The organism is Streptomyces hundungensis (genome assembly GCF_003627815.1).
GTDB lineage: Bacteria > Actinomycetota > Actinomycetes > Streptomycetales > Streptomycetaceae > Streptomyces > Streptomyces hundungensis_A.
The window spans coordinates 6,999,937-7,013,078 of record NZ_CP032698.1 but is presented as its reverse complement, the minus strand read 5'-3'; the positions used below and the strand labels follow the sequence as shown (position 1 = coordinate 7,013,078).

At 74.3% G+C, this 13,142-nt stretch carries 10 protein-coding genes; 3 read left to right on the top strand and 7 right to left on the bottom strand.

The window, feature by feature from the left end; translation table 11 throughout:
• Positions 1-80: 80 nt before the first annotated feature.
• The gene (locus DWB77_RS31165) at positions 81-1,367 is read left to right on the top strand and encodes a glutamine synthetase family protein (RefSeq protein ID WP_246033938.1); all 1,287 of its coding nucleotides are present in this window, start codon (positions 81-83) and stop codon (positions 1,365-1,367) included.
• Positions 1,368-2,456, top strand: a complete 1,089-nt coding sequence (locus DWB77_RS31160) for an amidohydrolase (protein ID WP_246033689.1) — start codon at positions 1,368-1,370, stop codon at positions 2,454-2,456.
• A 38-nt stretch (positions 2,457-2,494) separates the two neighbouring features.
• Here the strand turns inward: DWB77_RS31160 and DWB77_RS31155 are convergent, their stop codons facing one another.
• The 4 genes from DWB77_RS31155 to fmt all read right to left on the bottom strand — a co-directional run bounded on the left by DWB77_RS31155 (position 2,495) and on the right by fmt (position 7,049).
• Positions 2,495-3,544, bottom strand: coding sequence for a sugar-binding transcriptional regulator (locus DWB77_RS31155; RefSeq protein ID WP_120725247.1), 1,050 nt, complete (start codon positions 3,542-3,544; stop codon positions 2,495-2,497).
• Positions 3,545-3,646: 102 nt separating this feature from the next.
• Positions 3,647-4,330 (bottom strand): ribulose-phosphate 3-epimerase, encoded by a 684-nt coding sequence (gene rpe / locus DWB77_RS31150; RefSeq protein WP_120725245.1) that lies wholly within the window; start codon positions 4,328-4,330, stop codon positions 3,647-3,649.
• Positions 4,331-4,608: 278 nt separating this feature from the next.
• On the bottom strand, positions 4,609-6,066 hold the full coding sequence (locus DWB77_RS31145; RefSeq protein ID WP_120725244.1) for an RsmB/NOP family class I SAM-dependent RNA methyltransferase: 1,458 nt from the start codon (positions 6,064-6,066) through the stop codon (positions 4,609-4,611).
• A 38-nt stretch (positions 6,067-6,104) separates the two neighbouring features.
• Positions 6,105-7,049, bottom strand: a complete 945-nt coding sequence (fmt, locus tag DWB77_RS31140) for a methionyl-tRNA formyltransferase (RefSeq protein ID WP_120725242.1) — start codon at positions 7,047-7,049, stop codon at positions 6,105-6,107.
• A gap of 336 nt (positions 7,050-7,385) precedes the next feature.
• On the opposite strand from fmt, the gene DWB77_RS31135 reads away from it, so the two are divergent.
• Entirely contained in the window at positions 7,386-7,925 is a 540-nt protein-coding gene (locus tag DWB77_RS31135; protein WP_120725240.1) for a hypothetical protein, read from the top strand.
• Between the two features lie 155 nt (positions 7,926-8,080).
• Here the strand turns inward: DWB77_RS31135 and DWB77_RS31130 are convergent, their stop codons facing one another.
• From DWB77_RS31130 to coaBC, 3 genes are all read right to left on the bottom strand, one after another.
• Positions 8,081-10,228 (bottom strand): primosomal protein N', encoded by a 2,148-nt coding sequence (locus DWB77_RS31130; RefSeq protein ID WP_120725238.1) that lies wholly within the window; start codon positions 10,226-10,228, stop codon positions 8,081-8,083.
• Positions 10,229-10,341: 113 nt separating this feature from the next.
• Positions 10,342-11,550, bottom strand: a complete 1,209-nt coding sequence (gene metK, locus DWB77_RS31125) for a methionine adenosyltransferase (protein ID WP_120725236.1) — start codon at positions 11,548-11,550, stop codon at positions 10,342-10,344.
• A gap of 220 nt (positions 11,551-11,770) precedes the next feature.
• Positions 11,771-13,048 (bottom strand): bifunctional phosphopantothenoylcysteine decarboxylase/phosphopantothenate--cysteine ligase CoaBC, encoded by a 1,278-nt coding sequence (coaBC, locus tag DWB77_RS31120; protein ID WP_246033688.1) that lies wholly within the window; start codon positions 13,046-13,048, stop codon positions 11,771-11,773.
• Between the last annotated feature and the right edge of the window lie 94 nt (positions 13,049-13,142).

Sequence of the window (13,142 nt, the reverse complement as noted above, 5' to 3'; positions counted from 1 at the left end):
CGGGAGGGATTGAACCGGTGGAGCAGGGTCACAGCGCGGGGCTGCGGGAGCAGGCACAACGGCGGGCGCAGGAGGCCGGGTTGGCGGCCGCCCGACTGACCGCGGAGGGAGTGCGGGCGATCGCGCTGACATGGGTGGACGTCGCGGGCCTGACCCGCGTCAAGGCCGTGCCGACCACACGGCTCGCGCAGGTCGGGGCGCACGGCGTCGGCATGTCGCCGGTCTTCGACGTGTATCTGGTGGACGACTCGGTCACCACCAGCCCCCTCATCGGCGGCCCCGACGGCGACCTGCGCCTGATCCCCGACCTCGACCGGCTCACCGTGCTCGCCGCCCAGCCCGGCTGGGCCTGGGCGCCGGCCGAACGCTTCGAGCAGTCGGGGCAGCCCTACGACGCCTGCCAGCGGCAGTTCGCGCGCCGGATGACGCGGCGGGCCGCGGAGCGCGGCATCGAGCTGCGGATGGGCTTCGAGACGGAGTGGGTCGTCGACCCGCCGCTGGCCGGGCCGGCGTACGGGATGGCGCGGATCGTCGAGCGCTCGGCGTACGTGGGCGATGTGCTGGCCGCGCTGGAGGCGCAGGGCGTCGAGGTGCTCCAGATCCACCCGGAATACACGCCGGGCCAGTTCGAGGTGTCGGTGGCCCCGGCCGATCCGGTGGGCGCGGCCGATCTCGCGGTGCTCGTGCGCGAGACGATCCGGGCGGTGTCGCTCCAGCACGGCCTCACCCCCTGGTTCGGGCCGGTCGTCGATCCCGAGGGCGTCGGCAACGGCGGCCATCTGCACCTCAGCCTCTGGCAGGACGGCCGCAACCTGTGCCGGGGCGGCGAGGGCCCCTCGGGGATGAGTACGACCAGCGAGTCCTTCCTCGCCGGCATCCTCGACGCGCTGCCCGCGCTGCTCGCCATCGGCGCCCCCACCCCCGCGAGCTATCTGCGCCTGGCGCCGTCGCGCTGGGCCGGCGCCTTCCAGTGCTGGGGGCCCGAGAACCGGGAGGCCGCGCTGCGCTTCGTGCCGGGGCCGCCCGGCGCCGAGGAGGCGGCCAACGCGGAGGTCAAGTCGTTCGACCCGGCCGCCAACCCCTATCTGGTGACCGGCGCGGTGATCGCCGCCGGACTCGCCGGGCTCGACGCGGGCCTGCGGCTGCCGCCGCCGGTGGCGGGCGACCCGGTGCACTCGGTCGGTGCCCGGCGGCTGCCCACCTCGCTGCCCGAGGCGCTCGGCCGCTTCACGGAGTCGGCGGTGCTGCGCGAGGCGCTCGGCGACCGGCTCTTCGAGGCGATCGTCGCGGTGCGCCAGGCCGAGACGAAGCTCTTCGACGGCCAAACCCCCGGGGAGATCGCCGCGGCCACCCGCGGGAGGTACTGAGTGCTGCCCCTCGTCGACCACCACTGTCACGGCGTGCTGCGCTCGGACCCCGACGACGCCGCCTTCGAGGCGCTCCTCACCGAGTCCGACGCGCCGGCCGCACCCGGCACCAGCTTCTTCGACACCCAGCTCGGCTTCGCGGTGCGCCGCTGGTGCCCGCCGCTGCTCGGCCTGGAACCGCACTGCCCACCGGAGCGCTATCTGACCCGCCGTCGCGAACTGGGCGCCGAGGAGGCCAACCGGCTGCTCCTGCGGGCCACCGGCATCGGCACCTATCTGGTGGACACCGGCCTGCCCGGAGATCTGACCGGCCCGGCCGAGCTCGCGAGGCTCGCCGGGGCCCGGGCGCGCGAGATCGTACGCCTGGAACACCTCGCGGAACGCGCCGCCGAGGGGGTACGGGATCCGGACAAGTTCCTGGCGGTCCTCGCCGACGCGATCGCCACCGCGGCGGACACCGCCGCCGGCTTCAAGTCGGTCGTCGGATACCGCCACGGTCTGGACTTCGCGCCGGAGCCGCCGGGCCCGGCCGAAGTGCGCGCGGCCACCGCCGACTGGCTGGCCTCGGGGGCCGGCCGGATCACCTCGCCGGTCCTGCTGCGCCACCTGCTGTGGTCGGCGGCCGGGACGGGGACGGCGCTCCAGCTCCACACCGGGTTCGGCGACCCGGACCTCACCCTGCACCGCTGCGACCCGCTGCTGCTCACCGACTTCATCCGGGCGATCCGCCCGACGGGCTGCCGACTGGTCCTGCTGCACGGCTACCCCTACCACCGGGGCGCGGGATATCTGGCGCACGTGTACCCGCACGTCTACGCCGACGTGGGGCTCTCGCTGGGGCACACGGGGGCGCGGGCCGAGGCGGTGCTCGCCGAGTTCCTGGAGCTCGCGCCCTTCGGCAAGCTGTTGTTCTCGACGGACGCCTACGGCCTCGCGGAGCTGTACGTGGTGGGGGCCCGGCTCTTCCAGGAGGGCCTGGACCGGTTGCTCAACGGCTGGACCGCCTCCGGCGCGTGGTCGGCGGCGGACGCGGAACGGGTGGCCGCGCTGGTGTCGGCGGGCAACGCCGAGCGGGTCTACGGCAGATGAGCGGCCGGGGCTCCGGGGGGGGTGAGCCCCCCGGAGCCTCAGACGCCGTCCGGGTCCGCGCGGTTGAGGGCGGGCCGGGGCTTGGGGCCCGTCTCGCCCAGCAGGAAGTCGGCGGCGGCGGTGTCCGTGACGAGGCTGGTCACCAGGCCGGACCGCAGCACCGCGTCGATCGCTGCGGCCTTGCGCTGGCCTCCGGCGATCGCGACGACCTCCGGGATGCGGCGCAGCCGGTCCGCCTCGACCGTGATGCACCGCTCCCCCAGGTCTCGGCCGACCCGCCGGCCCTGGGCGTCGAAGAGGTGCGCGGACATCTCGGCGGCGACGCCGAGCGAGGCGTAGTGCGCCCGCTCCTCGTCGCTCAGCATGTCGTGCACGGTGGAGATGCCGGGCTCCCACGAGCCGATGGACACCGCGGCGACGGTGACCTTGTCGAAGTACTCGAAGGCGCGGGCGATCCCGGTCTGGTTGCGCAGGGCCGCGGCGGTCGCCGGGTCGGGAAGGAGCATCGGGGCGTAGATGGGGTGGGCCTCGCCGCCGGAGACCTGGGCGGCCCTGCGTACCGCCTCGACGGAGCCGCGCTCGGCGGTGCCCGCGTCATAGACGCCGGTGAGCTGCACGACGGTGCAGGGCGGCAGCCGGTCGAGGGCGGCGGCCATGTGGATGGTGGAGCGGCCCCACGCCAGGCCCAGCACATCGCCCTCGCTGACCAGCTCGCCGAGCAGGTCGGCGGCGACCTCGCCGAGGTTCTCCGGGTCTGGCGAGGTCTCCTCGCCCTCCGCCGGGGACTCGACGACGACCGCGTGCCTGAGCCCGTACCGGGCCCGCAGGGCGTCGGAGCGCTCCGCGTCCAGTTCGGCGGGGACCCGGATCTCGATCCGTACCAGATCGCGTTCGAGGGCGGTCTCCAGGACCCGGGCCACCTTGAAGCGGCTCACGCCGAACTCCTCGGCGATCTGGATCTTGGACTTCCCCTCCAGGTAGAAGCGGCGGGCCATGGCCGCCGCCTGCACCAGCTCCGCGGGTCCCATCCGCAGGGCTGACCGACCCGCCGACATTGCAGACACCGCGATCTCCTCACTGCTGTTCACAACTGCTGTTCACGCACCGGACTCGCTGTTCATCCTGTCAGATCCCACGGTCCTTGATCAGCCCGGAGGGTTCCGTCGCCGCGGTGGCGGCTCAGTGGCGGCTCAGTGGGCGCACGCCCAGGGTGCGCCCGCAGTCGCCCCTTGTGCCAGGGAGCGCAGGGACCGCACGGCTTCGGCCGGGTCCTGGGCGCCGTAGACGGCCGAACCGGCGACAAAGACATCCGCCCCGGCCTCGGCGCAGCGCTCGATGGTGGAGGCCGAGACGCCGCCGTCGACCTGGAGCCAGAGTTCAAGTCCGTGTTTGGCGATCAGCTCACGGGTCCGGCGGATCTTCGGCAGCATGATGTCGAGGAAGGACTGGCCGCCGAAGCCGGGCTCGACCGTCATGATCAACAGCATGTCGAGCTCGGGGAGCAGGTCCTCGTACGGCTCGATGGGCGTGGCGGGCTTCAGTGCCATCGAGGCGCGGGCGCCCTTCGCGCGGATCTCGCGGGCCAGCCGTACGGGAGCGGCCGCCGCCTCCGCGTGGAAGGTGACCGAACCGGCCCCGGCCTCCACGTACTGCGGGGCCCAGCGGTCGGGGTCCTCGATCATCAGGTGGCAGTCCAGCGGTGTGCCCGTCGCCCGGCTGAGGGATTCCACGATGGGAACCCCCAGCGTGAGGTTGGGCACGAAGTGGTTGTCCATGACGTCGACGTGCAGCCAGTCGGCGCCTTCGACGGCCTTGGCCTCCTCGGCCAGCCGGGCGAAGTCCGCGGAGAGGATGCTGGGGTTGATCTGAGCCATGCCCCAAGCCTGCCATGCCCTGGGCGACTTGCCTGCCACGGCGGCGGACGAAGCCTGTTCGGTTCCGCGCCGGGCGGGCGATCCTGCCCCGCGCGCGGGGCTTCGCCGCACGATCCTTCGCGCGGACGCCGGACGGCCGCAGCCCCTTCGGTGGGACGACGGCGCGACGGCGACCGAACCGTGATTCGCCCAACTGCCGCTCCCCGGGGCCGAGTTCGGGAGCGTCGCACTGCGCGCACGGGATGCGACGCCCCGCGGTCACGGGGCGCCGCCCGGCGTCAGGCCGTGCGCCTGAGCAGCGCCAGATACATGGCGTCCGTGCCGTGCAGATGCGGCCAGAGCTGGACGTCGGGGCCGTCGCCGAGGCCCGCGACCCCGGGCATCAGCGGTCGGACATCGATCCACTCGGCCTCGACGGGCTCGGCGCCGCCGCGGCCCTTGAGGACGTCCTCGACGACGATCCGGGTCTCGGCCAGGTGCGGCGAGCAGGTGGCGTACCCGACGACACCGCCGACGCGGACCGCCGAGAGGGCCTCGCGCAGCAGCGAGCGCTGGAGCGGCGCGAAGCCGTCCAGGTCCTCCGGACGGCGACGCCAGCGGGCCTCGGGACGGCGGCGCAGGGCGCCGAGACCCGAGCACGGCACGTCGACCAGGACCCGGTCGAAGGACTCCGGGAGCCACGGCGGGCGGGTGCCGTCGGCCGCGATGACCTGGTACGGGCCCGGGTTGCCGGCCAGCGCACGCTCGACCAGCCGGGCCCGGTGCGGCTGCTTCTCGGAGGCGAGCAGGGCCGCCCCGCGCCCCGCCGCGAGCGCGGCGAGCAGCGCGGCCTTGCCGCCGGGGCCCGCGCAGCCGTCCAGCCAGCGCTCGTCGCGGCCTTCGAGGGGGGCGTTGGCGAGGGCGGCGGCCACCAGCTGGCTGCCCTCGTCCTGGACACCCGCCCGGCCGTCGCGCACGGCGTCGAGGGCTCCGGGCTCGCCGCCCTCGGCCATCCGCACGGCATACGGCGACCAGCGGCCGGGCAGGCCGCCGTCCTCGCCGAGCGCGTCGAGGAGTTCGTCGGTGGTGGAGCGGCCCGGGCGGGCGACCAGGGTCACCTCGGGGCGCTCGTTGTCGGCCTCCAGGAGGTCCTCGATGCCGGCCCGGCCGCCGCCGAGCGCGTCCCACAGCGCCGAGACGACCCAGCGCGGGTGCGAGTGGACGACCGCGAGATGGTCCTCGGCGTCGTCCTCGTAGGAGGGCGCGACCTTCTCCAGCCAGCCGTCGAGGTCGTTCGCCGCGACCTTGCGCAGCACCGCGTTGACGAACTTGGCCCGTCCGTCGCCGAGCACCACCCGGGCCAGCTCCACGCTCGCGGAGACCGCCGCGTGCGTGGGGATCCGGGTGCCGAGCAACTGGTGCGCGCCGAGGGCGAGCACATCGAGCACCGGCGGGTCGACCTCGCGCAGCGGCCGGTCGATGCAGGCCGCGATGACCGCGTCGTAGGTGCCCTGGCGGCGCAGCGTGCCGTAGACCAGCTCGGTGGCGAGCGCCGCGTCCCGGGTGTCGAAGTTCCCGCCCTCGCGCGCCTTGCGCAGCAGCGGGGGCAGCACGAGGTTGGCGTAGGCGTCGCGTTCGTCGACGGCCCGCAGCGCCTCGAAGGCGAGGATGCGGACCGGGTCCTTCTTCGGACGGCGGTACGGCTTGCCGCCCTTGCCCGGGTGGGGGGCCGGGCTGCGACGTGGCGAATCGTTCACGTGAAAGGTGCTCCGCGGATCAGATGGGGCGAACCCCCTCAGCGTACGTCCGCCGCCCCGAGGCGCTCACCCGGGGCGATGCGCACCCCGCGCGCCCAGTCCGCGCCGCGCATCGGCTTCTTGCCCTGCGGCTGCACCCAGAGCAGCTCCACGGCGTGCGAGCCGGTGCCCACGTACACGTTGTTCTTGGCGGCCGAGAGCTCGCCGGGCGCGAGGTCGGTGCGGTCGGTGACCAGGGCCGCCTGGATGAGCTTGAGGCGCTCGCCGCGGAACACCGTCCAGGCGCCGGGGGCCGGGGTGCAGCCGCGCACCACGCGGTCCACGCGCAGCGCGGGCGCCGCCCAGTCCACGTGGGCCATCTCCACGGTGATCTTCGGGGCGAGCGAGATGCCGTCGGCGGGCTGTGGAACGGCCTTGAGGGTGCCGTCCTCGATGCCGTCCATGGTCGCCGCGAGCAGCCCGGCGCCCGCGAACGCGAGCCGGGTGAGCAGGTCGCCGCTGGTGTCCGTGGGCCGGACCTCCTCGGTGACCGTGCCGTACACCGGGCCCGAGTCGAGCCCTTCCTCGATGAGGAAGGTGGCGGCGCCGGTGATCTCGTCGCCCGCCATGACGGCGTGCTGGACGGGCGCGGCTCCGCGCCAGGCGGGCAGCAGCGAGAAGTGCAGATTGACCCAGCCGCGGGCCGGGATGTCGAGGGCGACCTTGGGCAGCAGCGCGCCGTACGCGACGACCGGGCAGCAGTCCGGCGCGATCTCGCGCAGCCGGGCCAGGAACTGCTCGTCCCGCGGCTTCGCCGGCTTGAGCACCTCGATGCCGGCCTCCGCGGCGCGCTCGGCGACCGGGCTCGCCACCAGGCGGCGGCCGCGTCCGGCGGGTGCGTCGGGCCGGGTGACGACCGCGGCGACCTCGTGCCGGCCGGAGGCGATCAGGGCGTCCAGGGCGGGGACGGCGACCTCGGGGGTGCCTGCGAAGACGAGCTTCACTGGGGGTTACCTCGCTTTGTCGAGAGCAGCGTCTCAGTCTATGGGCCCTCGCTCGGCTGCCGTACGCGCAGGTGCGCCCGACCCCGCGGGGCCTCGCGCCTCCCCGTACGGCAGGGGCGTACGGGGGCTCGCGCGCCCTGCGCATATGCCCATACGCCCCCGCAGCGTGACCACAACAGGAGGTGGCGCGTTGGTCAAGAGAGATTGACCGCATCGGGCCGCTTGCGCGGCCCGCGCCTTTTCAGCACCCGCACCACGTCAACCCAGCAGACAGCACCACGCGGTACCAGTACCGCACTCACCCTCCCTTTCACCGCCGGTTCGAGAGGCTTGCCCATGGCCGACCACGCAACCCACGACGCCCAAGCGCGGGCCAGCCTGCACCTGTTGGTGCGGGACATCGAGCGGGTCCGCCGACAGGTGGACGCACTGCGCACCCTCACCGCGCAGCTGGGCAACGTCTACCGCCCCCGCCGCTCGGGGCCTTCCACGGGCTTCGTCGTGTACGGACGCGCCCCGGCCCCGACCGTACGGCTCGCCCAGGAGTTGCGGGACAGCGTCGAGACCCTGGTGACCGCCGCCGTCGACTTCGACCGCTCCCTCGGTTTCTCCTGGGACGCGGTGGGCTCCGCGCTCGGCGTCACCAAGCAGGCGGTGCACCGCCGTTACGGGTCCCGCCGGGCGAGCGCCCAGGCCACGGGCCCGGTCGACGCCGAGCGTCCGGCCGAGGCCGTGCCGCCCCGGGCGCTGCCGCCGCTGCCCCCCATGCCCTCGGTGCCCGCCGCCCGTTCCATGCCGCCGCAGCCGACGGCGACCAGCCAGTCCCTTCGCGAGGAGGTCCGCACCAGCGCCTTCCCCGGCCCCCGCAACGGCTGACCCCTCGCTCGTCGGCCCTTCGTGCCCTCGCGTCCCGGAGTACGGGGTATCGCGAGGGCACACCTCTGTGCACGCCCGGGCCCTGCGCGCCGGGCCCGCGAGGGCACACCCGGTGGCGCGGCTCGCGGACCGGACATCGGCTCAGCCGGTGCGGCTCAGCCGATGTCCGGCGGGTCGATCCTGATCCGTACCGGGTCGCCGCCGCCCCGCGCCAGCCGCGAGGCCTGAGCGGCCTTGAGGGCGGCGGCGAGCGCGGCGCCACTGCCCGGCGGCACCCGCACCAGCGCCCGCTCCCAGTGCTCCCCCACGGGCGGGTCGCCGGGTCTGCGGGGCCTTCCGGGACCGGGCACCGGGAGCGGGACCGGCCCCAACACCTGTGCTTCGGGCGGCAGTTGGGCCGCCTTCAAGAAGGCCTCGACCGCCTCGGGGCGGCCGATCGCCTCGGCCATCCGGGAGACCGGCGGGAAGTTGAGCTCGGCGCGCTCGGCCAGTTCGCGCAGGGCGTGGCCCACCGGGTCCCAGCGGACCAGCGCCTGCACGGGACGCAGTGTCGGCTCGGCGACCACGACCACGGTGCCGCCCGCGTCCTGCCCCCGTACCAGCGAGGACGCCGAGATCCAGCGGCGCAGCGCTTCCTCGCCGGCCCGGATATCGGGACGGCTGAGCATCGCCCAGCCGTCGAGGAGCAGCGCCGCCGCGTAGCCGCCCTCGGCGACCGGCTCGGCGCCCGGCGTGCACACCACCAGGGCGGGCTGTCCCGGCACGCTGTCCAGGACGTGGTCCCGCCCGGAGGTGCGCACGGGGACCGCGGGGAAGGCCCGGCCCAGCTCCTCGGCGGTCCGCCGCGCGCCGACGATCTGGGCGCGCAGCCGGTTCGCGCCGCACTCCGCGCAGTGCCAGTCCGCCTCGGGTGTGCCGCACCACGCGCAGCTCAGCTCGCGCTCGTCCGGCGCCTCCAGGGGACCCGCGCACCGCCCACAGCGGGCGGGGGCGCGGCAGCGCGCGCAGGCGAGGCGGGGCGCGTACCCCCTTCTCGGCACCTGCACGAGGACCGGGCCGGTCTTCAGTCCTTCCCGTACGGCCTGCCAGGCCAGGCTCGGCAGGCGGGCCGCGCGGGCCGCCTCGTCCCGGGCCAGTTCGCCGTCGCCGACGGTACGCACCAGGGGGGCGGCGGCGCGGACCACCGTGCGGTCGGCGACCAGGGGCGCGGCCCAGCCGCTCTCCACGAGCTGGGCGGCCTCGACCGTGCAGCTCGTACTCCCGAGCAGAAAGCCGCACTTGTCGTGCGCCGCCCGCAGTTCGAGCACCTCGCGCACATGAGGGAAGGGCGCGTTGTCGTCGCTGTGGCTGGAGTCCCCGTCCTCCCACACCACGACCAGGCCCAGGTTCTCGACGGGCGCGAACATGGCCGCGCGGGTGCCGACCACGGCCCGCACCGCGCCGCGCCGCACCGCGAGCCACTGCCGATAGCGCCGCTCGGGGCCGGAGTCGGCGGTGAGCAGCGCGTGGCGGCCCTCGCCGAGGAGGGCGGTCAGGGCCGCGTCGACGCGGCCGGCACTGCGCCCGTCCGGCACGACGACGAGGGCGCCGCGCCCCGAGGCGAGCGTCGCGGCGACGGCCCGGGCGATCTCCTCGCACCAGTGCGGCCCGGGCAGCGCGGTCCACACCGCGCGGGGTGCGCCGCCGGTGCCCAACGCCTGGAGGAACGCGGGCCCTTGGGGGTAGCGCGCCCAGGTGCCGGGCTCCGGCGGGGCCGGGCGCGGCGGCGGCTCGGGCGACGGCTTGGCCTCGGCGCGGGCGTTTCTGGGCGGCACGGCGAGCTGGAGCACATCGGCGAGGCTGCCCGCGTACCGGTCGGCGACGGCCCGGGCGAGCGAGAGCATCTCCGCGCTGAGCACCCGCTCCGGTGAGACGACGCCGGCCAGCGCGGCCAGCGGACCGGAGTAGTCGGACTCGGCGCGGCGCTCGACGAGGAACCCGTCGATCAGCCCGCCGCCCTCCCGGCGCCCGTCCCGGACGTGGCGCGCCCCGGCCCCGAACCGCACCCGCACCCGCACCCCGGGCTGCGCGTCGGCGTCCAGCTCCTCGGGCACGGCGTAGTCGAAGAACTGGTCGAGGTGGAGCACCCCTTTGTTGACCACGACCCGGGCGACCGGCAGCTCCTTGGCGAGCGCGGCCCCCCGCCAGGTCCGCGGCTTGGCCTTGGGCACCTTGGCCTTGCGCACCGTCTCCCGAATCAGCGCAAGCTGCTCCGGCGCCCCACCCTCGGGGCCCCCGCCCTGCCGTTCGTTCTCGCTGCTCACAGCCAAATTCCTACCAGACCGTACTGACAACGGCGGTCGGCGGCCGACGCCGGTACGCGCGCGAGGGCCCCGGACCGGCTTCGGTCCGAGGCCCTCGCTGGGTGCCTGGTGTCCTACAGACCCGCGGCGCTGCGCAGCGCGTCCACGCGGTCCGTGCGCTCCCAGGTGAAGTCGGGGAGCTCACGGCCGAAGTGGCCGTAGGCGGCGGTCTGGGCGTAGATCGGGCGGAGCAGGTCGAGGTCGCGGATGATCGCGGCCGGGCGCAGGTCGAAGACCTGGGTGATGGCGGTCTCGATCTTCTCGTTCTCGACGGTGTTGGTGCCGAAGGTCTCGACGAACAGACCGACCGGCTCGGCCTTGCCGATCGCGTACGCGACCTGGACCTCGCAGCGGGAGGCGAGGCCGGCCGCCACGACGTTCTTGGCGACCCAGCGCATGGCGTAGGCGGCCGAGCGGTCCACCTTCGACGGGTCCTTGCCGGAGAAGGCACCGCCGCCGTGCCGGGCCATGCCGCCGTACGTGTCGATGATGATCTTGCGGCCGGTCAGGCCGGCGTCGCCCATCGGGCCGCCGATCTCGAAGCGGCCGGTCGGGTTCACCAGGAGGCGGTAGGCGTCAGTGTCCAGCTTGATGCCGTCCTCGACGAGCTGCTTGAGGACGTGCTCGACGACGAACTCGCGGATGTCGGGGGCGAGCAGCGACTCCAGGTCGATGTCGCTCGCGTGCTGCGTGGAGACCACGACCGTGTCGAGGCGGACGGCCTTGTCGCCGTCGTACTCGATGGTGACCTGGGTCTTGCCGTCGGGGCGCAGGTAGGGGATGGTCCCGTTCTTGCGGACCTCGGTCAGGCGGCGCGAGAGGCGGTGCGCGAGGTGGATCGGCAGCGGCATCAGCTCGGGCGTCTCGTCCGTGGCGTAGCCGAACATCAGGCCCTGGTCGCCGGCACCCTGCTTGTCCAGCTCGTCCTCGTCGCCCTCGACGCGCTTCTCGTACGCCGTGTCGACGCCCTGCGCGATGTCCGGGGACTGGGCGCCGATGGAGACCGAGACGCCGCAGGAGGCGCCGTCGAAGCCCTTCTTCGACGAGTCGTAGCCGATTTCCAGGATCTTGTCGCGCACGAGCTGGGCGATCGGGGCGTACGCCTTGGTCGTGACCTCTCCGGCCACGTGCACCAGGCCCGTGGTGATGAGGGTCTCCACGGCGACGCGCGAGGTCGGGTCCTCGCGCAGGAGCGCGTCGAGGATCGTGTCGCTGATCTGGTCAGCGATCTTGTCGGGGTGACCCTCGGTCACGGACTCCGAGGTGAACAGACGACGGGACACAATGCTCCCTGGGGTTGCAGCGGCTGCTGGCTGATCATGGTAGGTCGCGCCGGGAGCTGCGCCCGGCTGCGTTCCGAGACCAGTTTATCGGTCGGTTCTGCTCGTGGGACCACGTGTCTCGATCCGTGGAGTGCGGAGATCTCCGGATCCGGTCGTTCCGGCGTCCGATCCGCACGGCACGGGACCCGCGCGCGGACCCCGGGGCACGGGTCCCGCGGGTCTAGGGACGGTCGGTCCCGCGGGGCTGGGGACGGTCGGACCCGGCCTGGGGACGGTTGGCGGAAAGGGTGTCCGGCCGGACGAGACGAGGACCCACCAGATCCCAGACCGTGTCCGCGAGGGCTTCTTTCGGACCGTACGGGACCGGAGTCTCCGAGCCGTCGGCGCCCAGGACGACGGCCTCGTTCTCCTCGGAGCCGAACGTCTTGCGCTCGCCGACCTCGTTCACGACCAGCAGGTCGCATCCCTTGCGGCGGAGCTTGAGGCGGCCGTTGGCCAGCACGTCGTCGGTCTCGGCGGCGAAACCGACCACCACCTGGTCCGGCCGGGCCCGCTCGGCCGAGATCTCGGCGAGGATGTCCGGATTGCGGACCAGGGTGAGCGGCGCGGGCTCCTCGCCGTCCTTCTTCTTGATCTTTCCGGCGGCGTACGTCTCCGGCCGGAAGTCGGCGACGGCGGCCGCCATCACCACGGCGTCGGCGTCCGCCGCGGCCTTCAGGACGGCCTCCCGCAGCTGTACGGCGGTGCCGACGCGGACCACGTCCGCACCGGCCGGGTCGGGCAGCCCGGTGTTGGCCTCGATCAGGGTGACCCGGGCCCCGCGCGCGACGGCCGTCCGGGCGAGCGCGTACCCCTGCTTGCCGGAGGAGCGGTTGCCGAGATAGCGGACGGGGTCGAGCGGCTCGCGCGTGCCCCCCGCGCTGACCACCACATGCCGCCCGGCCAGATCCCGCTCGGCGCTCCCCCGCGCGAGCACCCGGCGGCACACCTCGAACAGCTCGCCCGGGTCGGGCAGCCGGCCCTTGCCGGTGTCGACGCCGGTGAGCCGGCCGACCGCGGGCTCGACGACGACCGCGCCCCGGCGGCGCAGGGTGGCGACGTTCTCCTGGGTCGCGGGGTGTTCCCACATCTCGGTGTGCATCGCGGGCGCGAAGACGACCGGACAGCGCGCGGTGAGCAGGGTGTTGGTGAGCAGGTCGTCGGCGAGACCGTGGGCGGCCTTGGCCAGCATGTCGGCGGTGGCGGGCGCCACGATCACCAGGTCCGCGCCCTGCCCGATGCGGACGTGCGGCACTTCGTGGACGTCCGACCAGACCTCGGTCGAGACGGGGTGGCCGGAGAGCGCCGACCAGGTGGCGGCGCCGACGAAGTGGAGCGCCGAGGCGGTCGGCACCACCCGGACGTCGTGCCCCGACTCGGTCAGCCGGCGCAGCAGTTCGCACGCCTTGTAGGCGGCGATGCCGCCGCTGACCCCCAGAACGACCTTCGGCTTGGCCATTAAAAAACTCTCCTCTCCCCGCGCGCGTGATGCGTGTACGTACCTGCGTGTGTGTCTGCGTGTCCGTACCCATGACACACCACGGGCCCGGCAG

Excerpts from the sequence above, each read along its gene's own strand:
- rpe (WP_120725245.1), bottom strand. The coding sequence starts at position 4,330 with ATGGCTCAGATCAACCCCAGCATCCTCTCCGCGGACTTCGCCCGGCTG.
- DWB77_RS31135 (WP_120725240.1), top strand. The coding sequence starts at position 7,386 with ATGGCCGACCACGCAACCCACGACGCCCAAGCGCGGGCCAGCCTGCAC.
- coaBC (WP_246033688.1), bottom strand. The coding sequence starts at position 13,048 with ATGGCCAAGCCGAAGGTCGTTCTGGGGGTCAGCGGCGGCATCGCCGCC.